The sequence below is a fragment of the Limnohabitans sp. Hippo4 genome, assembly GCF_003063605.1.
Taxonomy (GTDB): Bacteria; Pseudomonadota; Gammaproteobacteria; order Burkholderiales; family Burkholderiaceae_C; genus Limnohabitans_A.
The window spans coordinates 146,826-169,999 of sequence record NZ_NESE01000005.1; the positions used below are offsets into that span (position 1 = coordinate 146,826).

A 23,174-nucleotide genomic window follows, 5' to 3' on the forward strand; every position below is an offset into this window, starting at 1 on the left:
CTGCTTATTTATAGAAACTTTGCAATCAGGCTGATCACGAAGCTAAAAAGCAGGGTGCTGGCCAAGGGAATGAACCACTCGCGGCCAAACAATTTGAAATGAAAGTCACCGGGTAATTTGCCCAGACCCATTTTTTCCATCCACGGCCTGACCCAGCTGATCAGCACCAGGGCCAGAAATGTCACGATGAGCCAGCGCAGCATAGGGGCTAGGCTTAAAGCCGATGGCTGCGGTCGCCCGCTGCAAATCCTTGGGCCTGCCAGTGCGCGTGTGTGGCAAAGCCAACCACCTTGAACAGCTCGCCCATTTCATGCTCACTGATCAGCTTCATGGCCTGAGCCCGTTCAAGCAAAGCAGAAGCGGCCATGCGTTCAGCCAAACCTAAATTCAGCAAAAACCTCGCTTGGCTGGTGTAGCCCAGCACATTCAAACCCGCATCTTGTCCGGCCAATGCAATGCCCGTGAAGTTCACGTGGGCCGTGATGTCCTTCAAACCCACCGCCGCCAAAGGATTGGCATCAGCCTTGTGGGCTTGGTGGCACATCACCGTGCCCATGTGGCGCTCGGGGTGAAAAAACTCCGACTCTGGAAAGCCGTAATCCAGAAAGAAAGCCGCACCGCCCTTCTCACTGGCCAACAGGCGCTCTGCCAAGCTGGCCACAAAGGCTTCGCCTTGCGCTTGAATTTCGGTCAGGTAATCGTGCTCACCCACAGGCTCCAAGGGGGGACGCAATGCCGTCGGCCGGTCTTCCCAAGCCAAGCCATCAGGGGTTTCATGGGCCACCACAACCCCGCGCTCGTGCCAAACGCCTTGGATTCTGTGCAGCAATTTGACCGGCATGGCATCGAGCACTTCATTGCCCACCACCACGCCTTGCATCGCTTCTGGCCATTGGCTGAGCCACTGCACCTGACTGCCAAACTCGGCCAACTTGGCCTGCTGTCTGGCCTTCAAGGTGCTGGACAAGTCCATGATGTTGTAGCGTTTAAGCTTGCAGCCCAAACGCTGCAGTTCGCTCAGCAACTGGTACGCCAATGCGCCGCTGCCCGCACCAAACTCCCACACCTCGTCGGTGTCTGTGGCGCTCAAAGCTTCGGCCACCTGTTGGGCCAAGGTGGCGCCAAACAAGGGCGACAACTCGGGGGCCGTGACAAAATCACTGCCCGACTGGGGCATGCGGCCAAACTTGGGGTGCTGGTTGGCGTAATAGCCCAAACCGGGCTCGTACAGGGCCAAGGCCATGAACTGATCAAACGGCAACCAGCCGTCGGCCGCCAAAATGGCCTTGTGCACCCGCGCCAGCATGGCGGTCGTTAAACTATGAGCTTCTGTCATCACCCCCGATTGTCCCCGAATGTCGACATCTTTTTCTTCTGCGCCTCACATGGCACCGCGCACAGCCCTGGTCACAGGCGCTGGCAAGCGCTTGGGCAGAGAAATCGCCTTGGGCCTGGCCCAAGCGGGGTGGCAAGTGGCAGTGCACTACAAAAGCTCTGCAGCTGAAGCTTTGCAAACGGCCAAAGATTGTTTGGCCTTGAACGCAGCCACCGCTTCATTGGACCCGCACCGGTTTATTTTTCAAGCCGACTTGGCTGACGAAACAGCCACCCGCAATCTGTTGCCCCAAGTGGCCGCCCAACTGGGCAAGGTGCACGGTGTGGTCAACAGTGCCGCCTTGTTCGAGCACGATGACATTCACAGCTTCAGTTATGCCAACATGGCGCAGCATTGGGCCACCAACACTGGCGCCGCCATTGTGTTGGCGCAGGCTTTGCATCAGCATTGCCAAGCTCGTCAGGCACCCGCTGCCGAAGCCGTGGTCATCAACATGCTCGATCAAAAGTTGTGGAACCCCAACCCCGACTTTTTAAGTTACACCTTGTCCAAGGCGGCACTGGAAGCGGCCAATACCTTGTTGGCGCAAGCCTTGGCGCCGCAAGTGCGCGTGGTGGGCGTGGCCCCTGGCCTCACACTCACCAGCCACATGCTGGACGATGACAAGTTTCAACAACTGCACAAGCTCAGCCCCTTGGGCCGCTCCTCCTCCGCCCAGGATGTGGTGAGCACCGTGGTGTTTGCCATGCAAAACCGCGCCATCACAGGCACCACCTTGTTGGTCGATGGCGGACAGCACTTGATGAAGTTCGAGCGCGATTTTTCTTTGATGTGAGCACCCCATGACGGCCACCCCCACAGCCACCTCAGGCAACCAAACCCTCACGCTCACAGGCCTCCGCTTTGATGCCAACTTGGGCATCTTGGAACACGAGAAAACAGCACCCCAGCCCATTCAAGTGGACGCCGAACTCAACCTCGGCCCCCAACCCTTGCTGCCGCGCGACGACGACATCAGCAATGTGCTGGACTACCGCAAGGTGCGCAAAATCATCATCGATGAATGCACGGCCGAGCACGTCAACTTGCTCGAAAGCCTCATCGGCAAACTTGCGCACCGCCTCATGCAGTTGCATGGCGTTAAAGGTGTGCGCGTGAAGATTGCCAAACTCGAAATTTTTGAAGATTGCGAAGTTGCCATTCGCATGGAAACAGGACAATGGTGAACCCATGAATGCACCCACCCAAAACAGCTGGCTAGAAGCTGTGGCCGACGATGCCGATGCGCTGGCCGAACAAGCCGAGCAAAAAGCCAAGGCCATCAAGATTGAACGCGAAACGCACAAGCTCGAAAAGCGCTTGTGCCGTCAGGTGGGTCAGGCCATCAGCGAGTTCAACATGATTGAAGAAGGCGACCGCATCATGGTCTGCATGTCGGGCGGCAAAGACAGCTACGGCATGCTCGACATCTTGATGAAGATGAAGCAGCGTGCGCCTGTTAACTTCGAGCTGATCGCTGTCAACCTCGATCAAAAGCAGCCTGGCTTTCCTGCAGAAATTTTGCCCGCTTACCTGGGCAGTTTGGGCATCCCGTTTCACATTGAAACGCAAGACACCTACTCCATCGTGAAGGACAAAATTCCCGAAGGCAAAACCATGTGCAGTTTGTGCAGCCGTTTGCGCCGCGGTATTTTGTACAAGGTGGCCGGTCAACTCAAGTGCAACAAACTGGCCTTGGGCCATCACCGCGATGACATGCTGCAAACCTTTTTCCTCAACATGTTTTTTGGTGGCAAGCTCAAAGGCATGCCGCCCAAATTGCTGAGCGACAACGGTGAGTTCATGGTCATTCGCCCGCTGGCCCATGTGGCAGAAGCCGACCTGACACGCTGGGCCGAACACCGTCAGTTCCCCATCATTCCATGCACGCTTTGCGGCAGCCAAGAAAACCTGCAGCGCAAACAAATTGGCAACATGATTCGCGACTGGCAGAAAAAATACCCAGGCCGCATTGAAAACATGTTTGCCGCATTGCAAAACGTGGTGCCCTCCCACTTGATGGACGCCCAATTGCACGACTTTAAAAATCTGCAAATCACAGGCAAGCCCAATCCCGATGGCGACAAAGCATTTGACGAAGAAAGCTTTGAATCGCCCAATGTGATGGCCAGCTTGCAAGGTGTGCAAGTGGTGCAACTCTGAACCGAGTGAATTTGCCCAACACGCATTTCTTTAGGAGGCAAACATGAAACAGCCTGCCATGTCTCAAAGCACGAAACGCATCTTCTTGCTGGCCGTTACGGCCAGTATGTTGCTGATCAATGCATGCACCAACGTTCGCATCATTGAAAGCCAAGTTCAGTCCACCCCGCAATGGACAGGTTCTGCACCCAGCAAAGCCTTTTACCGCTGGGACCGCTTGCCAGCCGATGTCAACAATCCGCAAGCGGGTTGGGCCGAAGTTCAGCTGGAGTCTGCCTTGGCGCCACTGGGCTGGACGCGCAACGACCTCGAAGCCCAGTACACCATTTGGGTGGGCGTGCGCACCGCTGAGTTCATTGCAGACCCTTGGGGCCGACCTGTTCGCAGTCCTTGGGCCAACCACCTGCAAATCAGCGTGGGCTCTGGCTACCGTGCACACGGCGTTGGTGTGGGCGTTGGCATGAGCACAGGTTTGCCACCCTTTGGCCGCGCTGGTTTTCCACCGCCTTCTGGTTACGCCCAAGAAGTCAGCATCATCATTCGCGATTTGAACACCAGCAATGTGGTGTATCAAACCAAAGCCACGCATGAAGGCCCTTGGGCCGATCACGCCAATATTTTGTCCGCCATGATGGCCGCCGCCTTGCAAGGATTTCCCAACCCCCAAGTCCGAAACCGACGCGTTGACACCACCATTTCACGCTGACATTTGAATCTGATTTTTGCGCATGCAAGCTACCCGAATTCTGGCCATCCGTCATGGCGAAACTGCTTGGAACGTCGACACCCGCATCCAAGGCCAACTCGACATCCCCCTCAATGCCAAAGGCGAGTGGCAGGCCGCGCAATTGGCCAAAGCCTTGGCCGCGCAAGATCCCTTGCATGCGGTGTACACCAGCGATTTAAAACGCGCCCATCAAACCGCCACTGCTGTGGCTGTGCAGCAAGGCTTAGAGGCCATCAGCCATCCCGGTTTGCGCGAGCGCGGCTTTGGCGCCTTTGAAGGCAAAACCTTTGCCGAAATTGAACGCGACCTGCCAGAAGATTCCATGCGGTGGCGCAAACGCGATCCACTATGGGCGCCGCCTCAAGGTGGTGAATCTTTGGTCGTGATGGAACAGCGCGTGCGTCAAACCTTGGACGATTTAGCGGCCCAACACGTGGGGCAACACATTGCTTTGTTTGCACATGGCGGCGTGATGGATTTGTTGTACCGCATTGCCACTGGCCTGGATTTGCAAGCGCCGCGCTCATGGACGCTCACCAACACCGCCATCAACCGCTTGCTGTGGACACCGCAAAGTGTCACCTTGGTCGGTTGGGCCGACACGTCGCATTTAGACGAAACCACGCGCGACGAATTCTGAAGCGGCTGACACCGAGCTTGCGGCTTTTGCTTGGCCGCTTGTTTCAGTCTTGCGTGAAGCTTTTGGGCGGTGTCACACCCAAATGGCGATAGGCCGCCAAGGTGGCCATGCGGCCACGCGGCGTGCGCTGCAAGAAGCCCTGCTGAATCAAGTAGGGCTCAATCACATCCTCAATGGTGTCGCGTTCTTCGCCAATGCTGGCGGCAATGTTGTCCAAGCCCACAGGGCCACCATCGAAACGGTGAATCACGGCTTCCAATAATTTGCGGTCCATCAAATCGAAACCTTCAGGGTCGACATCCAGCATGGACAAAGCACGTTTGGCAATGTCGTGTGTGATGTGGCCCACGCCTTTGACATCGGCGTAATCGCGAACTCTTCGCAGCAAGCGATTGGCGATGCGCGGCGTACCGCGGGAACGCTTGGCAATTTCTTGACCACCGGCTGCATCCATGGGTGCTTTGAGCAGGCTGGCACTGCGCGTCACAATGCGCGCCAACTCTTCAGGGGTGTAAAACTCCAGGCGCGACACAATGCCAAAGCGATCGCGCAAAGGGTTGGTCAGCATGCCTGCGCGGGTGGTGGCACCCACCAAGGTGAAAGGCTGCAAATCGAGCTTGATGCTGCGTGCTGCGGGGCCTTCACCAATCATGATGTCGATTTGATAGTCCTCTAAGGCGGGGTACAAAATTTCTTCCACCACGGGCGACAAACGATGAATCTCGTCAATGAAGAGCACATCGTTCTTTTCTAAATTGGTGAGCAATGCCGCCAGGTCTTTGGGCTTTTCAAGCACGGGGCCACTGGTTTGACGCAAGTTCACACCCAGCTCGGCGGCAATGATGTGGCTCAAGGTGGTCTTTCCCAAACCGGGCGGGCCAAACAAGAGCACATGGTCTAGCGGCTCGCCGCGCATTTTGGCCGCGCCAATGAAAATCTCCAGTTGCTCGCGCACCTTGGCTTGGCCCACATAGTCGTCCAGCAACTTGGGGCGCAAGGCGCGCTCAATGGCTTCTTCTTGAGGCGTTTCGGGTGTGGCGTCCACCATGCGCGCGGGCGGCGGCGGTGTTCCAAAGTCGTCGGTTTGAATGCTCATGGTGTCCGTTTATTTGGCCAAGGCCTTGAGTGCCATTTTGATGCCATCGCTCACACCCACATCAGCGGGCAAAGATTTCAAGGCCAAAGCAGCTTCCTTGTCACTGTAGCCCAAAGCCACCAGGGCTTGCAAAATATCGCTGACGTGGTCGTGTGATGTGCTGCCTGTGGTGAGCAAGTCGGCGCCCAATTTGCCTTTGAGTTCTAGCAACAAACGCTCGGCGGTTTTCTTGCCAATGCCGGGCACTTTGACCAAGCGGCCCGCTTCTTGTTGGGTAATGGCTTGCGCCAAATCGGCCACGCCCATTCCCGACAACACACTCAATGCGGTGCGGGGGCCGACGCCTGAAATTTTGATCAACTGCCTGAAGGCTGCGCGTTCTTCAGCTGTGGCAAAGCCGTACAGCAACTGCGCATCCTCGCGAACCACAAAATGCGTGAGCAACTTCACTTTTTCGCCCAAGGCCGGCAGGTTGTAGAAGGTGCTCATGGGCACACTCACCTCGTAGCCCACACCATGGCAATCCACCATCACTTCGGGTGGGTTTTTGTCGATCAAAGTGCCTGTTAACTGACCAATCATGGCGTGCCGTTCTTCTTCATCAGATAAGTGCCTATCATTAGGGGGTCAGACATCGATGCCCCTGGCTTGGATGTCTATTTTCCACTGAGGATTATCAGCTTGATTGTCAGACACAATTTCACGCCGCACAACAATACCCGCATGACGCATCTTTGCGGCCCCATGGACGCGCATTTGCGCACCATCGAGGCTGGCCTGCAGGTCAAAATTGCCCATCGGCATGAGCAGTTCAAGATCGACGGCCCCAAGGCGCGGGCGCAACAAGCGCTGGAGTTGCTGCAGGCACTCTATGAAATGGCCGATCGGCCCCTCAAAGAAGATTCGCTGCAACTGATGATGGCCGGCGACCCCGAGGTGGCCAACAACCCCGACGTGCCCACGCTGCAAACCCGCCGCGCCGACCTCAAAGCCCGCACGCCCGTGCAAGCTTTGTACATGGACAACATTGCCACGCACGACATCACCTTTGGCATTGGCCCTGCGGGTACAGGCAAAACCTATTTGGCCGTGGCCAGCGCTGTCGACGCCCTTGAGCGCGCCAGTGTGCAGCGCATTGTGCTCACCCGCCCTGCTGTTGAAGCCGGCGAACGTTTAGGTTTCTTGCCTGGCGATTTGTCGCAAAAGGTCGATCCCTATTTACGCCCTTTGTACGACGCCCTGTACGACCTAATGGGCTATGACAAAGTGCAAAAAGCCTTTGAGCGGAACGCCATTGAAATTGCACCTTTGGCGTTCATGCGCGGACGCACCTTGAACAATGCCTTTGTGATTTTGGACGAAGCACAAAACACCACGCCAGAGCAAATGAAAATGTTCCTCACCCGCATTGGCTTTGGCGCCAAGGCGGTGGTGACGGGCGATGTAAGTCAAATTGATTTGCCCAAAGGGCAACTCAGTGGCTTGATTGATGCGGAGCGAGTTTTAAGGCGCGTGAAGGGCATCGCCATGACGCGGTTTTCTAGTGCAGATGTGGTGCGTCACCCCTTGGTGGCGCGCATTGTGGATGCTTATGATGCACAAAGAACCACGGTGCGCAGTCGATCGATTGATGCTTAAAACTTATGGCACTTTCCACTCTTAACTTGTCTTTGCAATTTGGCGACATCCCTTACGCTGCGCGTCATCGTGCCGCCTTGCCGCGTCACAAAGTTGTTCGCTGGATTCGACACAGCTTGGCTGCTGATGGCGAAATCACGGTGCGCATTGTCGATGCCGAAGAAGGTCAGCGTTTGAACCGTGAGTTTCGAAAGAAAGATTACGCCACCAATGTGCTGACATTTGATTACATGCAGTCACCTGTGGTGATGGCAGACCTAGTGTTGTGCGCGCCGGTAGTGGCCAAGGAAGCCCGTGAGCAAGGCAAGACATTGCAGGCGCACTATGCGCATTTGTTAGTGCATGGCACGCTGCATGCACAAGGTTGGGATCATGAAACCAGTGAGGCCGATGCAGAGGCCATGGAGGCGCATGAAATTAAGATCATGCACAGGCTAGGGTTTAAGAACCCATATTGATTTTAAAGCGCCTGATTTACTTCGATGGAAGATCGGAAGCTTTCGGCATCACATCACCAAATCTGTAGAATTTTTTGATTTTTGCAAAATCTTCATCAGTCCAAGGCTGATTGTCTGGATCGCTCATCGCAGCCAATGTGATGGCTCTGTCTTCTTCATCCGTTGGCATGATGATTTTCATGGCTTTGGTATTTTTACTGATTTTTTTCATAGCGCTTAACCTCTCGTTTGTTTGCTGTTCGCAAACTGATGATTCGGGTAGATTCAGCACGCAACACATACACCACTGCGTAAAGTTTGCCTTCCAAAGGTACCAAGCCGCTCATGCGGACCTCGTTGTAGTTGTAGCGAACATCCTGCCAAACTACTTCCTTCGTCCAATCAAGATATTGAGCGAATTCAAGCACTATGCCATGTTTGGAATAATTTGCACGGCTTTTGTTGGGGTCGCATGTAAAGTGCATCCAGCCATGATGCTGCTAGCCCTTCATTCATGGTCATGCATTGAGTGTCAGTGGAACACTCAGCCGTGATTTTCTTTATTCACTTTCAATGCCAGAAGCATCCTCCAGCAAACGTACTTTCACTGACTTGCCCTTCACTTTGCCGCGCGACAATTTCGCAACAGCTTCTCGCGCAATGTCACGTGCTACCGCAACGTAGGTAGAGTATTCATTCACATTGATCTTGCCCACTTGTTCGCGCGTGTAACCCGCTTCGCCTGTCAGTGCGCCAAGCACATCTCCTGCGCGAATTTTTTCTTTGCGACCGCCCACAATTTGCAAGGTGGCCATGGCGGGTACCAGCATGTCTTTGCCAGCAGGCGTGAATGTACTCAACTCTTGCCAGCTAGATTCACGGCCTTGCAGCACTTCAATCTTGCCCACATAACCCATCTCATCCATGCTGGCCAAGCTCACGGCCAAGCCTTCAGCATCGGCGCGACCTGTGCGCCCAATGCGGTGAATGTGCACTTCGGCGTCGGGCGTGACATCAACGTTGATCACCGCTTCGAGTTGTGCCACGTCTAGGCCGCGCGCTGCCACGTCGGTGGCCACCAACACGGAGCAACTTCTGTTGGCAAATTGAATCAACACTTGGTCGCGTTCACGCTGTTCTAATTCGCCAAACAGTGCCAGCGCACTGAAACCTTGCGCTTGCAACACCGCCACCAAATCGCGACACTGCGCTTTGGTATTGCAAAAGGCCAGCGTGGAGGTAGGACGGAAATGGTTCAACACCATCGACACGGCATGCAGGCGTTCAGACTCTTTCACCTGCACAAATATTTGTTTGATCTTGTTGGCGCTGTGCTGCGTTTCCACTTTCACCGTTTGCGGCTCTTTCATGAACTGCGTGGCCAACTTGGCAATGCCTTCAGGATAGGTTGCAGAGAACAAAAGCGTTTGACGATTCTGCGGACACTGTCTGGCTACAGTGGCGATGTCTTCAAAGAAACCCATGTCGAGCATGCGGTCGGCTTCATCTAGCACCAAGGTTTTGAGGCCTTTGAGTTTCAAAGAGCCGCGCTCCAAATGGTCCATGATGCGGCCGGGGGTGCCCACCACCACGTGCGCGCCGTGCTCCAAACTCAGCACTTGGCCCCGCAACGCAACGCCGCCACACAAGGTGACCACTTTCACATTGCCCACCGCACGCGCCAAGCGTCGAATTTCTTGACTCACTTGGTCAGCCAACTCACGGGTCGGACACAAGATCATGGCCTGCACGGCAAAGTCTGCGGGCAAAATTTTTTCAACCAAGGGAATGCCAAACGCAGCCGTTTTGCCACTGCCCGTACTGGCCTGCGCAATCAAATCTTTGCCCGCCAAAGTCACAGGCAAACTGGCCGCCTGAATGGCCGTCATTTGCAAATAGCCCAACTGCTCTAAATTGCCCAGCATCGAAGCCGACAAACTCAGCTTCGCAAAATCATTTTTGTTTTCGTTCATGCGTCGATTATGCGTGTGAGTGAGTTGGGGTGAAAAACAATTGGGGTCAGATCAACATTAATTTTGTCAATCCAAGGGGCAAAAGCCTGAGGGGGGCTTCCTCATACTGGAGTACCAGAAATCGTTCAGCCCCCCTCAGGCTTTTGCCCCTTGAATTGGGAATTAATGTTGATCTGACCCCAATTGTTTTGCTCTCGCCGGAGAGGAAGAAACTTGTCCCAATTACATCTGAAGAGGAATGGTCACAGGGCCATCATTGACCAAATGCACTTTCATGTCTGCCGCAAACTGACCGGTTTGCACAATGGGATGTGCCTCTCGGGCTTGCGCAACGAAGTAGTCGTACAAGCGTTGACCATCTGCCGGTGACGCAGCACGCGTAAAGCTGGGGCGATTGCCGCCGCTCACATCGGCGGCCAGCGTAAATTGGCTCACCACCAACAAACCGCCTTGCAAGCCATTGCCATCCAAATCCTGCAAAGAGCGATTCATCTTGCCCGCCTCATCGCTGAAAATCCGCAACTTCAAAAGTTTGCTCAGCATCTTGTCAGCATTCACCGTGGTGTCGCCTTGCTCGGCGCACAACAGCAACAACAAACCCTTTTGAATTTGGCCGATCACCTGCCCATCCACCACCACCCGTGCTTCCAGCACGCGTTGCGCCACACCAATCACAGCAAATCTCTTTCTGCATCAAAGTGCGCTTCCACATCGGAAGGCAGCAACTGAATAGAAGCGCGCAAGCCAGGCACTGCACTCATCAACGCTTGTTCCACACTGGTTCGCAAAGCAGCCGCACGACCCAAGGTCCAGGACGCAGGCATGTGCATGTGCATGTCGACAAATCGGCGCTGCCCCGCTTTGCGCGTGGTGATGTGATCAAAGCGAATGATCGAAACATCATCTCGCTGATGCGCAAAGCCCGCCAAAGTCTCTTGAATTTGCGCAATCACTTCGGGCTCTACCGCTTCATCCATTAAGCCTTGTGACGAACGCCAAATGAGGTGAAAGCCTTCTTTCAAAATGTTCAGGGCCACACCAATGGCCACCAGCGCATCGAGCCACAACCAACCGGTCACGCTGACCAAGCCAATGCCAATGACCACGCCCACCGAAGTCCACACGTCGGTCACCAAATGCTTGGCATCAGCTTCCAGGGCAATAGAGCGGTGCGTCTTGGCGGCACCAAACATGACCCACGCCAGCAAACCATTCAAGGCCGAGCTGCCCACCGACAATGCCAAACCCCAACCCACCTGCTCAATGGGTTGCGGATCAAAAATACGGTGACTGGCAGCCCAAATGATGCCCATGGCCGCCACGATGATCAAAATGCCTTCAAAGCCCGAAGAAAAATACTCCGCCTTGTGATGGCCATAAGGATGTTCTTCGTCGGCCGGTTGCGCTGCCACAGTCACCATGAGCAAACCAAAAATAGCGCTGGCCAAATTGACCAAAGACTCCATGGCATCGGACAACAAGCCCACAGAATCGGTAATCCACCATGCCCAAGTTTTGAGCGTGATGGTGATGATGGCCACCACCACAGAGGCCCACAACAAAGTGCGGGGTGACCAAGGCGGTAGTTTTGAAATCATGGTGTCAGGTTAACGCACATCGATGACAAAAACCAAGCCTTAGATCAAGAACAAGCATCAAGCGCTCAAGTGCACGCGCGCAAACTTGCGCTTGCCCACCTGAACCACATACGTGCCGGCCTCCAACTTCAAGCCTTTGTCGCTGACAACGGACGAATCCACGCGCACACCGCCGCCATCGATCAAGCGATTGGCTTCTGAGCCTGAAGGCGCCAAGCCTGCCATCTTGAGCAAATTGCCAATGCCCAAAGGTGCACCGCTGAGATTCACCTCAGGAATTTCATCGGGCACACCGCCCTTGCTGCGGTTGATAAAGTCTTGCTCGGCCGCATCGGCCGCTGCGGCACCGTGGAAACGCGAGGTAATTTCTTTGGCCAAAGCCACCTTGGCTTCTTTGGGGTTCAAGCCATCGGCCACTTGCTTCTTCAAAGCTTCAATGTCGGCCATGGATTTGAAAGACAACAAGGTGTACCAGCGCCACATGAGCACATCAGAAATGGACAGCACCTTGGCAAACATGGTGTTGGGCTCTTCGCTGATGCCGATGTAGTTGTTCTTGGACTTGGACATTTTGTCCACGCCGTCCAAACCTTCCAGCAAAGGCATCGTCAAAATACACTGAGGCTCTTGGCCGTATTCGGTCTGCAAATGACGACCCATCAGCAAGTTGAACTTCTGATCGGTGCCGCCCAATTCCAAATCGGACTTCAATGCCACGGAGTCATAACCCTGCATCAGCGGGTACAAAAACTCGTGCACGCTGATGGGCGTACCGGCTTTAAACCGATCGTGAAAATCGTTGCGCTCCATCATGCGCGCCACGGTGTACTTGGCCGCCAACTGAATCATGCCCATGGCACCCAGCGGCAAACTCCACTCACTGTTGTATCGAATTTCGGTTTTGGTGGGGTCCAGTACCAAACTGGCCTGGCGGTAATAAGTCTCTGCATTCAACTTGATTTGCTCGGGCGTCAACGGTGGACGCGTGGAGTTGCGACCAGAGGGGTCGCCAATCAGGCTGGTGAAGTCGCCAATCAAAAAGATCACTTGGTGACCCAAGTTCTGCAATTGGCGCATTTTGTTCAGCACCACGGTATGGCCCACATGGATGTCGGGGGCTGTGGGGTCCAGGCCCAACTTGATGCGCAAGGGCACGCCGGTGGCCTCGGATTTGGCCAATTTTTTGACCCAGTCTTCCTGGGGAATGAGCTCTTCACAGCCTCGCAAGGTGACCGCCAAGGCCTCTTTGACAGCGTCTGTCACGGGATAGGAGGTCGAAACAGGTGAATTCATAGGGTTTTCCAGTATGCGCCTTGGAGGTTTGAAGGTAGAATTGGTGGAATTGTTTGCCCTATTTTAAGGGCTGACCTTGCTATTCCCTATTGAATGAAATTTTTCAACACATTGATGACGACTGCCAAGCCGTTCAGCCTCGCGCTGTTGGCATCGGCCAAATCCCACAGCGAAACGCTGCGGGACTTTGTTGCGCGTCATCCCAAACACGTCACAGCCGTGCTTGCCGCAGTTTTGCTCGGCGGCGGCGGTGGCGCGTTTGCGGTGGCCAACTTGGGGCCAGATGCCGCCAATTTGCCCGTTCGCACCCTGGTTGAAACACTCAGCACACCCAATTTAGATGCACAAGTTGAAGCGCTTGAGCAGCAAACCCTCAAGCTCTACCGCAACGACATCACCCGCGGCAGCGACACGGCCGAGAGTTTGTTGCGCCGCCTTGGATTGGTTGACGCAGCCGCCGCTGCCTACATCCGCAAAACGCCAGAAGTTCGTCAAGCCCTGCTCAACCGCTCCGGCCGCAATGTGTCTGTGGAGGCCAATGAGCAGCAGCAACTGTTGACGCTCACTACACGCTGGCTCAAAAACGACAATGACAGCCAATTCCAGCGCATGGTCATCACGCGTGATGCAGACAACAAGTTCAGCGTTCGCACCGACACGGCACCCTTGACAGCCAGCGTTCGCATGTCTGGCGGCACAGTCAATTCTTCTTTGTACGAAGCCTCCGACGAAGCCCGTTTGCCCGAAACGGTCACACGCCAATTAGCCGATGTCTTCTCGGGTCAAATTGACTTCCACCGTGCATTGCGCAAAGGCGCTGTGTTTTCGGTGGTCTACGAAACCTTGGAAGCTGAAGGCGAACCCCTGCGCGCCGGCCGTTTGCTCAGCGCCGAAATTACCAACGACCAAAAAACCTACAACGCTGTTTGGTTCCAAGAGCCTGGCCAAAAGGGTGCTTACTACACCCTCAAAGGCGACAGCCTTCGCCGAGCTTTCTTGGCATCACCTGTTCCCTACTCACGCCGCACCAGCGGATTTGGCATGCGCGAGCATCCCATTCTCCATACCCAGCGCGCGCACTTAGGGGTTGACTACGCAGCGCCAACTGGCACACCCGTCATGTCCGTTGCCGACGGTGTGGTTGTTGAAAGTGGCTTCCAAGGCGCATTCGGCAACATGGTGGTGGTGCAACACAATGCACGTCAAAGCACGGTTTACGCTCACCTCAGCCGCATGAACGTCAAGCGCGGTCAAACCATCAAGCAAGGCGATATTGTGGGCGCAGTGGGTACCACGGGCCTGTCCACAGGTCCTCACCTGCACTTTGAATTCCGCATCAATGGTCGTCACGTTGATCCCCTCACGTTGGCACAACAAGGTTCATCCGAACCTATCTCGGCTGCTCAGCGTAACCAGTTCAACCAACGTGCCGAATTTGCGCGCGCACAGTTGATGGCTGCGGCGCAAATGCGCCAAAACAACGTTCAATAATTCTCAGCGTTGGCAGGGGCCGGGTTGACTTCCTCCCCCTCTTCTCCCCTTTCCCCATCGCCCACAACGGTGACTCAACCTAGCTTTCAATACTTCATTGGCCTCATGTCGGGCACGTCGCTCGATGGCGTGGACGGTGTGCTTTTGCAATGGCAAAGCAAACCGGAACAAGAAAGTGGCAAAAGTGGAAATGGCAGCGTGGGTCAAGATCAGTCTCCTGCGTTGTTGTTCAACACGCCCAGCCTCAAAGTTTTGCAGCATGTCTTTCAGCCATTTGATGCTGAATTTCGGGCCGAGTTGCTTAGCCTGAATACACCGGGCAACAACGAGTTGCATCGCGCCGCATTGGCTGGCAATCGCTTGGCAAGAAGTTACGCGCAGGTGGTGCATGCGCTGCTCAATGCAAGTGGTTTGCAAGCACATGCCATTGCAGCCATTGGCGCCCATGGCCAAACGGTGCGACATCGTCCACTTGAATTTGATGCTGACCCTAACACCGGTCAAGGGGCAGTGGGATACACCTTGCAACTCAACAACCCCGCTTTGCTGGCCGAACTGACGGGCATTGATGTGGTGGCCGAATTTCGCACACGCGATTTGGCGGCCGGCGGTCAAGGTGCGCCTCTGGTGCCAGCCTTTCATGCAGAGATTTTTGGCAACCCCAAGCACAGCGTGGCTGTGGTCAACATTGGCGGCATCTCCAACATCAGCATCTTGCGCAACACCGCACAGCACAGCATCACCGGCTTTGACTGCGGCCCTGGCAACGCCTTGATGGACCACTGGGTGCATGTGCACCAAGGCACTGACTACGATGCCAACGGCGCTTGGGCAGCGCAAGGTCAAGTCATTCCTTCATTGCTGCAAAGCTTGTTGGCTGAAGCGTTTTTGCATCAGACACCTCCCAAAAGCACAGGCCGCGATTTGTTCAACCCCACTTGGTTGCAGCAACATTTGCGAGCAGACTTCAAAGCCGTTGATGTGCAAGCCACGCTGTGCGAGTTCACGGCCTTGGCCATTGTGCAAGACCTCAAGCGCCAAGCGCCTGAAGCCCAGCAGTTGTGGGTGTGTGGCGGTGGTGCACTCAATGCACACTTAATGTCGCGTTTGCAATTGCATGCACCCGGCGTACAAGTGGCTTCTACGGAACTGCATGGCTTGCCGCCCTTGCAAGTGGAAGCGGCCGCCTTTGCGTGGCTGGCTGCCAAAGCGATGAAGCGAGAAACGGGAAGTCTAGAAAGCGTAACGGGCGCTCGAGGCGCCCGTGTGTTGGGGGCCATCTATCCCAGATGACCCTTCGGTTTATTTAGTTTTCGCTGAATTAAACCGAGAATGAAGAACCGCAACCGCACGTGGTGGTGGCATTGGGGTTCTTGATCACAAACTGCGCGCCTTGCAGGTCTTCTTTGTAATCAATTTCTGCGCCCAACAAATACTGGTAGCTCATGGCATCGATCAGCAAAGACACGCCATGTTTGGTCATGGTGGTGTCGTCTTCGTTGACGATTTCGTCAAACGTAAAACCATACTGGAAGCCTGAGCAACCGCCACCCTGCACAAACACACGCAGTTTCAAATCGGGGTTGCCTTCTTCGGCAATGAGGTCGGCCACTTTGGCAGCAGCACTGTCTGTGAAGACAATGGCTTCGGGCATTTCTGTGGGGATTGTTTCAGCTAAGGCGCTCATGTTTTTTCTCCGGCTACTTGGTGAGTAGTATAGTGGATTGGTCAACAATTATCTTGTAATAACTGCCTTGTTAGGAGGGGTTTCCGCCGGTCCGTACTGGAAGAGGTGGCGCTGGTATTCGGACTTGCTCATCTTCGCTTTACTCAGAACTTCGCGCGTCCGAACACCAGCACCACCTCTTCCAGTACTGCTTACTTGGAGTTAACTTCCCCGCATGCCACTACCCTTTTTTCTGGGTGGTGGTGGGGTATGGGTTGTAAGCGAAGTTCTGAGTCAAGCGAAGATGAGCGTCAACCCATACCCCACCGCCGCCCAGAAAAAAAGCACTTACGAAAAAAAACCGCTCTGCAAGCAGAACGGTTTTCTTGAAACAGGCTGTAAACGAATTAACGCTTAGAGAACTGCTTACGGCGACGAGCAGAGTGCAAGCCGACCTTTTTACGTTCAACTTCGCGGGCGTCACGTGTGACAAAACCAGCTTGGCTGAGCACGGGCTTCAAAGAAGCGTCATAGTCAATCAGGGCACGTGTGATGCCGTGACGGGCTGCACCAGCTTGACCGGATTCGCCGCCACCGTGAACGTTGATTTGAATGTCGAAAGATTCGGCATTGTTTGTCAACATCAAAGGTTGCTTAGCGATCATGATCGAAGTCTCGCGGCCGAAGTAGGCTTGGATGTCCTTGCCATTGACCGTGATCTTGCCAGAGCCTTTTTTCAAAAACACGCGGGCGACGCTAGATTTGCGACGGCCGGTGCCATTGTTCCATTCACCAATCATTCTCAAGGCTCCTTAAATGTCCAGCACTTTAGGCTGTTGGGCGGTGTGGGGATGCTCTGCACCACCGTACACCTTGAGTTTTTTGATCATGGCGTAGCCCAGAGGACCTTTGGGCAACATGCCCTTAACGGCCTTCTCGAGCGCGCGTCCAGGGTGCTTGGACTGCATGTCGCGGAAGTTAGTGGCTGTGATGCCGCCTGGGTAACCTGAGTGGCGGTAGTACACCTTGTCCAAAGACTTGGTGCCAGTCACTTTGAGTTGTGCTGCGTTAACGACGACGATGAAGTCGCCAGTATCGACGTGAGGCGTGTAAATGGCCTTGTGTTTGCCGCGCAAACGGAGAGCAACTTCGCTGGCTACTCGTCCGAGGACCTTGTCGGTCGCGTCAATCACAAACCACTCGTGCGTCACGTCAGCGGGTTTTGCGCTGAACGTTTTGGTCATGAGTTTTCTCTTTAAAAGAAGGTTTGTTGGATCCTTTTCCACGGTCGGTGTTCCTCTTCTGGGAACCTCTTAGGTGGGGTTGGCCTTTACGTCTTTACCTGAGGTAAAAATCAAGGCCCTTCGCCGCGGGATCACTAATTCGCTGCGAAGCCCTCGATTCTAAACGACAAAATTGTTGTTTTGCAAGGGTTTTTTGGCATTTGAGGGGGTGTAAGCGTTACCATCAGGGCATGTTCAGTTACAGACACGCCTTTCACGCCGGTAACCATGCCGATGTCATCAAGCACCTTACCGTGATTGCCACTTTGCAGCACCTGCAACAAAAAGAAGGCGGCATCACCATTGTGGACACCCATGCGGGTGCTGGCCTGTACCGGCTTGACGGTGATTATTCCGAAACCGGCGGAGAAGCAAAGGACGGCATCTTCAAACTGCTCAGCCAGCTTGACGCTGCCAGCGCCAAGAAAGATGCCAAGCCCATTCCCGAAGCGCTCCAAGCCTATCTGGACATGATTGCCAGCTTCAACCCCAATGGCCAAGCCAAGTTCTACCCCGGCTCGCCCTTCATTCTTCACGCCATGCTGCGCAAAGATGCGCGCGACAAGTTGCGTCTGTTTGAATTGCACCCCACCGACAGCAAAGCTTTGGCTTCTAACGTGGCCCAACTGGACGCCGGCCGCAGCATCATGATTGCCCGCGAAGACGGATTTGAATCGCTCAAAAAATTGTTACCACCGCCGCCGTCGGCCACCGGCTCCAAACGCGCCATGGTGCTGATGGACCCCAGCTACGAAATCAAAAGCGATTACGGCAAAGTGGCCGCCAACATACAAGATTGCCTCAAGCGCTTTGCGACAGGTACTTATTTGGTTTGGTACCCCATCATTGCGCGGCCTGAGGCGCACGATTTGCCCAAGCGTTTGCGCACTTTGAGCAACCAGTCACAAAAACCATGGCTCAACCTCACCTTGTCGATTGGCCGCAACACCGACGGCAGCTCGGCAGGTTTGTCGGCCAGTGGCATGTTTGTGGTCAATGCGCCTTTTACGCTCAAAGACAAACTGCGCGAGGCCATGGAAGTGGTGGGGCCAGCGTTGGCGCGAGGTTCAGGACATAGCTGGGCGGTTGAGCATAGTTAAGACTTCTATAAGTACCCCCAGCTTCAAAATGTAACCCTCTGAAAGTTAGATATTGATTAGGATGAATAAAGTCCTGTCAATATTTATGGGGGTACAATAATTCGTGAACCTTGAGTTCAATAAAGTCAAACGAGACAAAACGCTGCATGAACGAGGCTTGGACTTTGCTCGTGCAAATGAAATCTTTGCTGGTTTTCATTTCACTGGGCAAGACAACCGAGAAAGCTACGAAGAACATCGCTTCATTACAGTAGGCTACTTGGATGACCGTTTGATTGTGTTGGTTTGGACACCTCGCGGCGAGGCTCGCCGCATCATCAGCATGAGGAAAGCCAATGACCGCGAAAAAGCTATCTACGCCAGCCACTTGGGTTGAGCCTGAAGACGCGCCCGAGTTAACTGAAGCATTTTTTCAGGAAGCCACGCTTTACAAGGGCAACAAAATACAAGCCCGAGGCAGGCCCAAGTCATCCACTCCCAAAGAACCAGTCAAATTGCGATTGGATGCGGATGTATTGGCTGCCCTTAGGGCCACAGGCGACGGCTGGCAAACACGCATCAACGAAACCCTGCGTGCTTCTCTTCGATTGGCTGGGCGGGTTTAGGAAAACCCCTACAACTCTTGCATTCAATTAACCGACCGATCGGTCGGTTAATTGATATACTTCGTTTCAAACACGCTAACCCAGCGAGGAGAAGCCCATGTACACGCAATCCTTCAACGTGCCCGACGCACCGGACACAAGCAACTCATCCAACGCAGTGGCACTCAAATCAGTGCCCAAACCTCTGACCGAAACCGAATTGGCATTGCAAGCCCAGTTCGATGCACGCATCGATGCCGACGGCAAAGTCGAGCCGCGCGATTGGATGCCTGATGCGTATCGCAAAACTTTGGTACGTCAAATTAGCCAACACGCGCACAGTGAAATTGTGGGCATGTTGCCCGAAGGCAATTGGATCAGCCGCGCACCGAGCTTGAAGCGCAAAGCCATTTTGATTGCCAAGGTGCAAGACGAAGGCGGTCATGGTTTGTATTTGTACAGTGCGGCCGAAACCCTCGGCACCAGTCGCGATCAAATGCTCGACGCATTGCACAGCGGCAAAGCCAAGTACAGCTCTATCTTCAACTACCCCACGCTCAATTGGGCAGACGTGGGCGTGATTGGTTGGTTGGTGGATGGCGCGGCCATCATGAATCAAATTCCTTTGTGCCGCTGCTCTTACGGCCCTTATGCCCGCGCCATGATTCGCGTTTGCAAAGAAGAAAGTTTTCACCAACGCCAAGGCTACGAAGCCTTGTTGGTGATGATGCAAGGCACCGCCGAACAAAAGGCCATGGTGCAAGACGCTGTCAATCGTTGGTGGTGGAAATGCTTGGCGATGTTTGGACCGCCCGATGCCGACAGCCCCAACAGCGTGCAAGGCATGCGCTGGGGTATCAAACGCATCAGCAACGATGACCTGCGCCAAAAATTTGTCGATGCCACTGTGCCACAAGCCAAAGTGCTAGGCGTGACCTTGCCCGATCCCGATTTGAAGTGGAACGAAGAACGTCAACACCACGACTACGGTCAGATTGATTGGGATGAATTCTGGGCCACCGTCAATGGCAATGGCCCTTGCAACAAAGAACGTTTGGGTGCGCGCGTGAAGGCCTGGAACGATGGCCAATGGGTGCGCGATGCCGCAGTGGCACACGCCAACAAACAAGCGCACAGACAAGCCCAAAAGAATTTGAAGGAGGCTGCATGAGCGCCGATCAAACCAACTCAGCTTCGCAAGCAGGTACGACATCTTCATCCTCAACAGCAGCCCTCAAAGAGTGGCCCCTTTGGGAAGTTTTTGTGCGCAGCAAGCAAGGCTTGGAGCACAAGCACTGCGGCAGTTTGCATGCGTCCGATTCACAACACGCTTTGCAAATGGCGCGCGATGTTTACACGCGCCGTCAAGAAGGTGTGAGCATTTGGGTGGTGCAGTCTTCGTCGATTGCGGCCAGCGAGCCCAATGATAAATCAGAATTCTTCGAGCCCGCCAGCGACAAGGTGTACCGTCACCCCACCTTCTACGAAATTCCATCTGAAGTGGGGCACATGTAATGTCTGCGGCGCAAGCAACACGTAACAGCACATTGCCCGTTGACTATCTGCTGCACTTGGCCGACAACGCTTTGGTGTTGGGTCAACGCAATGCGGAGTGGTGTGGCCACGGCCCTATTCTGGAAGAAGACATTGCCTTGTCCAACAACAGCTTGGACTTGGTGGGCCAGGCACGTTTGTTGTACCAAGAAGCCGCAGCGCAAATGGGCAATGGCGCGACAGAAGACACACTGGCCTACTTTCGCGATGTGCCAGATTTCAAAAACTACACCTTGCTAGAGTTGCCACATCACGCGCCACTGGCCGGCACATCTGCCAGCGAGCGCGACTTTGCCACCACCTTGGCTCGCAACTTTTTGTACAGCGCACTGATGGTGTTGGTGTGGGACAAATTGCAACATGCATCCCACGAACAATTAGCCGCCATTGCCGCCAAGTCACTCAAAGAAGTGCGCTACCACTTGCGACATTCACGCGATTGGTTGCTGCGCATGGGCGATGGCACCGCTGAATCACATGGCCGTGCACAAGCGGCCATCAATCACTTGATGCCCTACACGCAAGAGTTCTGGACAAGCAGCGACTACGAAACAGAAGCTGCCAAACTCACAGGCTTGGACATGGCCAGTTTGCAAAACGATTGGAACCAAATTGTGGACCAAGCTTTAGCTGAGGCCACACTCAAGCGCCCTGCTTCTGGCGGCTTTGTGCCCACTGGCAAACACAGCGTTCACTCAGAGCATTTGGGCTTCATGTTGGCCGAGATGCAAAGCTTGGCGCGTGCGCATCCCAACGCCACTTGGTAATTCAAAGCTCTTAAGCTCATCATGACGATGGCCTCCACCGCTGCAGGCACTGCGCTTCCACAAAGCGCAGTTGAAAAAGCATGGGCGTTGCTAGAGTCTTTGACCGACCCAGAAATTCCGGTGGTCACTTTGCGCGAGCTAGGTATCTTGCGCGATGTGCGCACAACTGTTGCACAAGATGGCACAGAACAATTGGAAGTGGTCATCACGCCGACCTACAGCGGCTGCCCTGCCATGGGTCAAATTGAAGACGACGTTTCCAACTTGCTGCAAGCGCATGGCTTGAAGGGCCAAGTTAAAACGCAATTGGCACCCGCTTGGACCACCGACTGGATCACACCAGAGGCCAAAGAAAAATTGCGCGCTTATGGCATTGCACCGCCTCACAGCGGCGCTGATCATGATTGCCAAACTCCGAGTGGCAACCTAAATGGCACTAGTACCTCCAGCATCATCCAATTTGCAGCTCGAAGCGCCAGCAATCCAGGTCGTCACGAACAGTTGGCGGTGCCCTGCCCGCAATGCAATTCGCACAACACCACTGAAACATCTCACTTTGGTTCCACCGCTTGCAAAGCGCTTTACCGCTGCCTTGATTGCATGGAGCCGTTTGATTATTTCAAACCTTATTGATTTGAAAATTACCGCACCATGACCGCTTTCAAATTTCACGACCTGCCAGTTTCCAACATCACGCCCGAAGCAGCAGGTGCAGTGGCCATCACTTTACAAGTGCCTGAAGCATTGCGCAGTGGCTTCAATTTCAAAGCGGGTCAATTCTTAACTTTGCGCGCCACCATCGATGGCAATGATGTGCGCCGCAGCTATTCCATCAGCTCTTCGCAAAAGTCATTTGAACAAAACGGCACCTTAGAAGTGGGCATCCGTCCAGTACAGGGTGGCGTGTTTTCTAATTGGGCTGCCACGCAACTGAAGGTGGGTGATGTGCTTCGTGTCATGCCCGCGGATGGCCGTTTCATCGTACAGCGCCCGCGCGCCATTCACCGCGTCGGCTTTGCAGCAGGCTCGGGCATCACGCCCATCTTGTCTATTTTGGCCAGCACCTTGGAAGAACAAGCAGAGTCCAAATTCACCTTGGTCTATGGTAATCGCCGCATGGACAGCGTGATGTTCAATGAAGCGCTGCAAGACCTCAAAGACCGCTACCCCAACCGACTCACGCTCATTCACGTGTTGTCTCGTCAGGCGCAAGAAGTGCCTTTGCTAGAAGGACGAATTGACGAGGCCAAGGTTAAAGAAATTGTGGCTAGCCTCTTGCCTGCTGCCAGCATGGACGAGGTTTTCATCTGCGGCCCTGAAGCCATGATTGAAGCCACAGAAAAAGCTTTGTTAGAAGTGGGCGTGCCCGCACGCAACATTCGCACAGAACGATTCACATCACCCACACTGGAAGCCATGCCTGCAGATGCGCGCAAGCAAGTGGTCTTGGGCAACGCCCCTCAATCCAAAGGCGATGTGGCACTCACGGTGGTGCTGGATGGCAAGAAGCATCAAATGCAAATGTCGGCCACCGACAAGATCTTAGACGTTGCATTGGCAGCAGGCTTGGACCTGCCCTACTCCTGCAAAGGTGGCGTGTGCTGCACCTGCCGCGCCAAAGTGATGCAGGGTACCGTGGCCATGGAGAAGAACTTCACGCTAGAAAACTGGGAAACAGAACAAGGTTTTGTGCTCAGCTGCCAAGCCAAACCCACTAGCAAAGAAGTAGTGATGAGTTTTGATGAGCGGTAAAAAACGCCGTAAATTCAGGAATCAAATCGCGTAAATT

30 protein-coding genes are annotated in these 23,174 nt (G+C 54.4%); 17 read left to right on the forward strand and 13 right to left on the reverse strand.

Features of this window, described 5'->3' with window-relative positions; translation table 11 throughout:
* Nucleotides 1-8: 8 nt before the first annotated feature.
* Together B9Z46_RS13030 and B9Z46_RS13035 are read right to left on the reverse strand one after the other, a co-directional pair.
* Nucleotides 9-203: a DUF2905 domain-containing protein gene (locus B9Z46_RS13030; RefSeq protein ID WP_055361684.1), complete on the reverse strand. Its 195-nt coding sequence runs from the start codon at nt 201-203 to the stop codon at nt 9-11.
* A gap of 11 nt (nt 204-214) precedes the next feature.
* Nucleotides 215-1,336 (reverse strand): class I SAM-dependent methyltransferase, encoded by a 1,122-nt coding sequence (locus B9Z46_RS13035; RefSeq protein ID WP_108257070.1) that lies wholly within the window; start codon nt 1,334-1,336, stop codon nt 215-217.
* A gap of 19 nt (nt 1,337-1,355) precedes the next feature.
* Between B9Z46_RS13035 and B9Z46_RS13040 the strand changes: the two genes are divergently transcribed.
* The 5 genes from B9Z46_RS13040 to B9Z46_RS13060 are packed head-to-tail and all read left to right on the forward strand — an operon-like array spanning nt 1,356 to nt 4,905.
* Nucleotides 1,356-2,171, forward strand: a complete 816-nt coding sequence (locus tag B9Z46_RS13040; protein WP_108257071.1) for an SDR family oxidoreductase — start codon at nt 1,356-1,358, stop codon at nt 2,169-2,171.
* 7 nt (nt 2,172-2,178) lie between these two features.
* Nucleotides 2,179-2,562, forward strand: coding sequence for a dihydroneopterin aldolase (locus tag B9Z46_RS13045; RefSeq protein ID WP_055361687.1), 384 nt, complete (start codon nt 2,179-2,181; stop codon nt 2,560-2,562).
* 4 nt (nt 2,563-2,566) lie between these two features.
* The gene (ttcA, locus tag B9Z46_RS13050) at nt 2,567-3,538 is read left to right on the forward strand and encodes a tRNA 2-thiocytidine(32) synthetase TtcA (protein WP_108257123.1); all 972 of its coding nucleotides are present in this window, start codon (nt 2,567-2,569) and stop codon (nt 3,536-3,538) included.
* 43 nt (nt 3,539-3,581) lie between these two features.
* The gene (locus B9Z46_RS13055) at nt 3,582-4,244 is read left to right on the forward strand and encodes a hypothetical protein (protein WP_108257072.1); all 663 of its coding nucleotides are present in this window, start codon (nt 3,582-3,584) and stop codon (nt 4,242-4,244) included.
* 22 nt (nt 4,245-4,266) lie between these two features.
* Entirely contained in the window at nt 4,267-4,905 is a 639-nt protein-coding gene (locus B9Z46_RS13060) for a histidine phosphatase family protein (protein ID WP_055361690.1), read from the forward strand.
* A gap of 43 nt (nt 4,906-4,948) precedes the next feature.
* On the opposite strand, the gene ruvB is transcribed toward B9Z46_RS13060, so the two are convergent.
* Both ruvB and ruvA read right to left on the reverse strand, forming a co-directional pair.
* Nucleotides 4,949-6,001, reverse strand: coding sequence for a Holliday junction branch migration DNA helicase RuvB (ruvB, locus tag B9Z46_RS13065; RefSeq protein ID WP_055361691.1), 1,053 nt, complete (start codon nt 5,999-6,001; stop codon nt 4,949-4,951).
* A 9-nt stretch (nt 6,002-6,010) separates the two neighbouring features.
* Nucleotides 6,011-6,583: a Holliday junction branch migration protein RuvA gene (gene ruvA, locus B9Z46_RS13070; protein WP_108257073.1), complete on the reverse strand. Its 573-nt coding sequence runs from the start codon at nt 6,581-6,583 to the stop codon at nt 6,011-6,013.
* A 99-nt stretch (nt 6,584-6,682) separates the two neighbouring features.
* On the opposite strand from ruvA, the gene B9Z46_RS13075 reads away from it, so the two are divergent.
* Nucleotides 6,683-7,639 (forward strand): PhoH family protein, encoded by a 957-nt coding sequence (locus B9Z46_RS13075; protein ID WP_108257074.1) that lies wholly within the window; start codon nt 6,683-6,685, stop codon nt 7,637-7,639.
* A gap of 5 nt (nt 7,640-7,644) precedes the next feature.
* On the forward strand, nt 7,645-8,097 hold the full coding sequence (gene ybeY, locus B9Z46_RS13080; RefSeq protein WP_108257075.1) for an rRNA maturation RNase YbeY: 453 nt from the start codon (nt 7,645-7,647) through the stop codon (nt 8,095-8,097).
* A gap of 16 nt (nt 8,098-8,113) precedes the next feature.
* On the opposite strand, the gene B9Z46_RS13085 is transcribed toward ybeY, so the two are convergent.
* From B9Z46_RS13085 to tyrS, 6 genes are all read right to left on the reverse strand, one after another.
* The gene (locus B9Z46_RS13085; RefSeq protein WP_055361695.1) at nt 8,114-8,308 is read right to left on the reverse strand and encodes a hypothetical protein; all 195 of its coding nucleotides are present in this window, start codon (nt 8,306-8,308) and stop codon (nt 8,114-8,116) included.
* The gene (locus B9Z46_RS13090; protein WP_108257076.1) at nt 8,292-8,561 is read right to left on the reverse strand and encodes a BrnT family toxin; all 270 of its coding nucleotides are present in this window, start codon (nt 8,559-8,561) and stop codon (nt 8,292-8,294) included. The genes B9Z46_RS13085 and B9Z46_RS13090 overlap by 17 nt, the downstream gene beginning before the upstream one ends.
* Nucleotides 8,562-8,636: 75 nt before the next feature.
* Nucleotides 8,637-10,049, reverse strand: a complete 1,413-nt coding sequence (dbpA, locus tag B9Z46_RS13095; RefSeq protein WP_108257077.1) for an ATP-dependent RNA helicase DbpA — start codon at nt 10,047-10,049, stop codon at nt 8,637-8,639.
* A 222-nt stretch (nt 10,050-10,271) separates the two neighbouring features.
* Nucleotides 10,272-10,724 (reverse strand): D-aminoacyl-tRNA deacylase, encoded by a 453-nt coding sequence (gene dtd, locus B9Z46_RS13100; protein ID WP_108257078.1) that lies wholly within the window; start codon nt 10,722-10,724, stop codon nt 10,272-10,274.
* Complete coding sequence (locus tag B9Z46_RS13105; RefSeq protein ID WP_108257079.1) at nt 10,721-11,647, reverse strand: cation diffusion facilitator family transporter; 927 nt, start codon at nt 11,645-11,647, stop codon at nt 10,721-10,723. The genes dtd and B9Z46_RS13105 overlap by 4 nt, the downstream gene beginning before the upstream one ends.
* Before the next feature lie 57 nt (nt 11,648-11,704).
* Nucleotides 11,705-12,940, reverse strand: coding sequence for a tyrosine--tRNA ligase (gene tyrS / locus B9Z46_RS13110; RefSeq protein WP_108257080.1), 1,236 nt, complete (start codon nt 12,938-12,940; stop codon nt 11,705-11,707).
* Between the two features lie 93 nt (nt 12,941-13,033).
* On the opposite strand from tyrS, the gene B9Z46_RS13115 reads away from it, so the two are divergent.
* Both B9Z46_RS13115 and B9Z46_RS13120 read left to right on the forward strand, forming a co-directional pair.
* Complete coding sequence (locus B9Z46_RS13115) at nt 13,034-14,431, forward strand: M23 family metallopeptidase (RefSeq protein WP_233246015.1); 1,398 nt, start codon at nt 13,034-13,036, stop codon at nt 14,429-14,431.
* Nucleotides 14,432-14,500: 69 nt separating this feature from the next.
* On the forward strand, nt 14,501-15,724 hold the full coding sequence (locus B9Z46_RS13120) for an anhydro-N-acetylmuramic acid kinase (protein ID WP_255416937.1): 1,224 nt from the start codon (nt 14,501-14,503) through the stop codon (nt 15,722-15,724).
* 28 nt (nt 15,725-15,752) lie between these two features.
* Here B9Z46_RS13120 and erpA read toward each other — a convergent pair whose 3' ends face one another.
* From erpA to rplM, 3 genes are all read right to left on the reverse strand, one after another.
* Nucleotides 15,753-16,118, reverse strand: coding sequence for an iron-sulfur cluster insertion protein ErpA (gene erpA / locus B9Z46_RS13125; RefSeq protein ID WP_055361702.1), 366 nt, complete (start codon nt 16,116-16,118; stop codon nt 15,753-15,755).
* 386 nt (nt 16,119-16,504) lie between these two features.
* Nucleotides 16,505-16,897: a 30S ribosomal protein S9 gene (rpsI, locus tag B9Z46_RS13135; protein ID WP_055361703.1), complete on the reverse strand. Its 393-nt coding sequence runs from the start codon at nt 16,895-16,897 to the stop codon at nt 16,505-16,507.
* A 12-nt stretch (nt 16,898-16,909) separates the two neighbouring features.
* Complete coding sequence (gene rplM, locus B9Z46_RS13140; RefSeq protein WP_055361704.1) at nt 16,910-17,341, reverse strand: 50S ribosomal protein L13; 432 nt, start codon at nt 17,339-17,341, stop codon at nt 16,910-16,912.
* Between the two features lie 230 nt (nt 17,342-17,571).
* On the opposite strand from rplM, the gene B9Z46_RS13145 reads away from it, so the two are divergent.
* From B9Z46_RS13145 to B9Z46_RS13180, 8 genes are all read left to right on the forward strand, one after another.
* The gene (locus B9Z46_RS13145) at nt 17,572-18,480 is read left to right on the forward strand and encodes a 23S rRNA (adenine(2030)-N(6))-methyltransferase RlmJ (RefSeq protein WP_108257083.1); all 909 of its coding nucleotides are present in this window, start codon (nt 17,572-17,574) and stop codon (nt 18,478-18,480) included.
* 103 nt (nt 18,481-18,583) lie between these two features.
* Entirely contained in the window at nt 18,584-18,856 is a 273-nt protein-coding gene (locus B9Z46_RS13150) for a BrnT family toxin (RefSeq protein WP_108257084.1), read from the forward strand.
* Nucleotides 18,816-19,085 carry a BrnA antitoxin family protein gene (locus B9Z46_RS13155; protein WP_108257085.1) on the forward strand — a complete coding sequence of 90 codons (270 nt, stop codon included), beginning with the start codon at nt 18,816-18,818 and terminating at the stop codon, nt 19,083-19,085. Before B9Z46_RS13150 ends, B9Z46_RS13155 begins: the two co-directional genes overlap by 41 nt.
* A 97-nt stretch (nt 19,086-19,182) precedes the next feature.
* Nucleotides 19,183-20,235 (forward strand): 1,2-phenylacetyl-CoA epoxidase subunit PaaA, encoded by a 1,053-nt coding sequence (gene paaA / locus B9Z46_RS13160; protein ID WP_108257086.1) that lies wholly within the window; start codon nt 19,183-19,185, stop codon nt 20,233-20,235.
* The gene (paaB, locus tag B9Z46_RS13165; RefSeq protein WP_108257087.1) at nt 20,232-20,579 is read left to right on the forward strand and encodes a 1,2-phenylacetyl-CoA epoxidase subunit PaaB; all 348 of its coding nucleotides are present in this window, start codon (nt 20,232-20,234) and stop codon (nt 20,577-20,579) included. The genes paaA and paaB overlap by 4 nt, the downstream gene beginning before the upstream one ends.
* Nucleotides 20,579-21,385, forward strand: coding sequence for a 1,2-phenylacetyl-CoA epoxidase subunit PaaC (gene paaC / locus B9Z46_RS13170; RefSeq protein ID WP_108257088.1), 807 nt, complete (start codon nt 20,579-20,581; stop codon nt 21,383-21,385). The genes paaB and paaC overlap by 1 nt, the downstream gene beginning before the upstream one ends.
* 21 nt (nt 21,386-21,406) lie before the next feature.
* A complete protein-coding gene (gene paaD / locus B9Z46_RS13175) occupies nt 21,407-22,018 on the forward strand; it encodes a 1,2-phenylacetyl-CoA epoxidase subunit PaaD (protein ID WP_304597980.1) in 612 nt (203 codons plus the stop codon).
* A gap of 18 nt (nt 22,019-22,036) precedes the next feature.
* Complete coding sequence (locus tag B9Z46_RS13180; protein WP_108257090.1) at nt 22,037-23,137, forward strand: 2Fe-2S iron-sulfur cluster-binding protein; 1,101 nt, start codon at nt 22,037-22,039, stop codon at nt 23,135-23,137.
* The last annotated feature ends 37 nt before the right edge of the window (nt 23,138-23,174 follow it).

What these genes read in the sequence shown, in the direction of transcription:
- B9Z46_RS13030 (WP_055361684.1), bottom strand. Translation starts at nt 203, where the DNA reads ATGCTGCGCTGGCTCATCGTGACATTTCTGGCCCTGGTGCTGATCAGC.
- B9Z46_RS13035 (WP_108257070.1), bottom strand. Translation starts at nt 1,336, where the DNA reads ATGACAGAAGCTCATAGTTTAACGACCGCCATGCTGGCGCGGGTGCAC.
- B9Z46_RS13040 (WP_108257071.1), top strand. Translation starts at nt 1,356, where the DNA reads ATGTCGACATCTTTTTCTTCTGCGCCTCACATGGCACCGCGCACAGCC.
- B9Z46_RS13045 (WP_055361687.1), top strand. Translation starts at nt 2,179, where the DNA reads ATGACGGCCACCCCCACAGCCACCTCAGGCAACCAAACCCTCACGCTC.
- ttcA (WP_108257123.1), top strand. Translation starts at nt 2,567, where the DNA reads ATGAATGCACCCACCCAAAACAGCTGGCTAGAAGCTGTGGCCGACGAT.
- B9Z46_RS13055 (WP_108257072.1), top strand. Translation starts at nt 3,582, where the DNA reads ATGAAACAGCCTGCCATGTCTCAAAGCACGAAACGCATCTTCTTGCTG.
- B9Z46_RS13060 (WP_055361690.1), top strand. Translation starts at nt 4,267, where the DNA reads ATGCAAGCTACCCGAATTCTGGCCATCCGTCATGGCGAAACTGCTTGG.
- ruvB (WP_055361691.1), bottom strand. Translation starts at nt 6,001, where the DNA reads ATGAGCATTCAAACCGACGACTTTGGAACACCGCCGCCGCCCGCGCGC.
- ruvA (WP_108257073.1), bottom strand. Translation starts at nt 6,583, where the DNA reads ATGATTGGTCAGTTAACAGGCACTTTGATCGACAAAAACCCACCCGAA.
- ybeY (WP_108257075.1), top strand. Translation starts at nt 7,645, where the DNA reads ATGGCACTTTCCACTCTTAACTTGTCTTTGCAATTTGGCGACATCCCT.
- B9Z46_RS13085 (WP_055361695.1), bottom strand. Translation starts at nt 8,308, where the DNA reads ATGAAAAAAATCAGTAAAAATACCAAAGCCATGAAAATCATCATGCCA.
- B9Z46_RS13090 (WP_108257076.1), bottom strand. Translation starts at nt 8,561, where the DNA reads ATGCACTTTACATGCGACCCCAACAAAAGCCGTGCAAATTATTCCAAA.
- dbpA (WP_108257077.1), bottom strand. Translation starts at nt 10,049, where the DNA reads ATGAACGAAAACAAAAATGATTTTGCGAAGCTGAGTTTGTCGGCTTCG.
- B9Z46_RS13105 (WP_108257079.1), bottom strand. Translation starts at nt 11,647, where the DNA reads ATGATTTCAAAACTACCGCCTTGGTCACCCCGCACTTTGTTGTGGGCC.
- tyrS (WP_108257080.1), bottom strand. Translation starts at nt 12,940, where the DNA reads ATGAATTCACCTGTTTCGACCTCCTATCCCGTGACAGACGCTGTCAAA.
- B9Z46_RS13115 (WP_233246015.1), top strand. Translation starts at nt 13,034, where the DNA reads ATGAAATTTTTCAACACATTGATGACGACTGCCAAGCCGTTCAGCCTC.
- erpA (WP_055361702.1), bottom strand. Translation starts at nt 16,118, where the DNA reads ATGAGCGCCTTAGCTGAAACAATCCCCACAGAAATGCCCGAAGCCATT.
- rpsI (WP_055361703.1), bottom strand. Translation starts at nt 16,897, where the DNA reads ATGATTGGTGAATGGAACAATGGCACCGGCCGTCGCAAATCTAGCGTC.
- rplM (WP_055361704.1), bottom strand. Translation starts at nt 17,341, where the DNA reads ATGACCAAAACGTTCAGCGCAAAACCCGCTGACGTGACGCACGAGTGG.
- B9Z46_RS13145 (WP_108257083.1), top strand. Translation starts at nt 17,572, where the DNA reads ATGTTCAGTTACAGACACGCCTTTCACGCCGGTAACCATGCCGATGTC.
- B9Z46_RS13155 (WP_108257085.1), top strand. Translation starts at nt 18,816, where the DNA reads ATGACCGCGAAAAAGCTATCTACGCCAGCCACTTGGGTTGAGCCTGAA.
- paaA (WP_108257086.1), top strand. Translation starts at nt 19,183, where the DNA reads ATGTACACGCAATCCTTCAACGTGCCCGACGCACCGGACACAAGCAAC.
- paaB (WP_108257087.1), top strand. Translation starts at nt 20,232, where the DNA reads ATGAGCGCCGATCAAACCAACTCAGCTTCGCAAGCAGGTACGACATCT.
- paaC (WP_108257088.1), top strand. Translation starts at nt 20,579, where the DNA reads ATGTCTGCGGCGCAAGCAACACGTAACAGCACATTGCCCGTTGACTAT.
- paaD (WP_304597980.1), top strand. Translation starts at nt 21,407, where the DNA reads ATGACGATGGCCTCCACCGCTGCAGGCACTGCGCTTCCACAAAGCGCA.
- B9Z46_RS13180 (WP_108257090.1), top strand. Translation starts at nt 22,037, where the DNA reads ATGACCGCTTTCAAATTTCACGACCTGCCAGTTTCCAACATCACGCCC.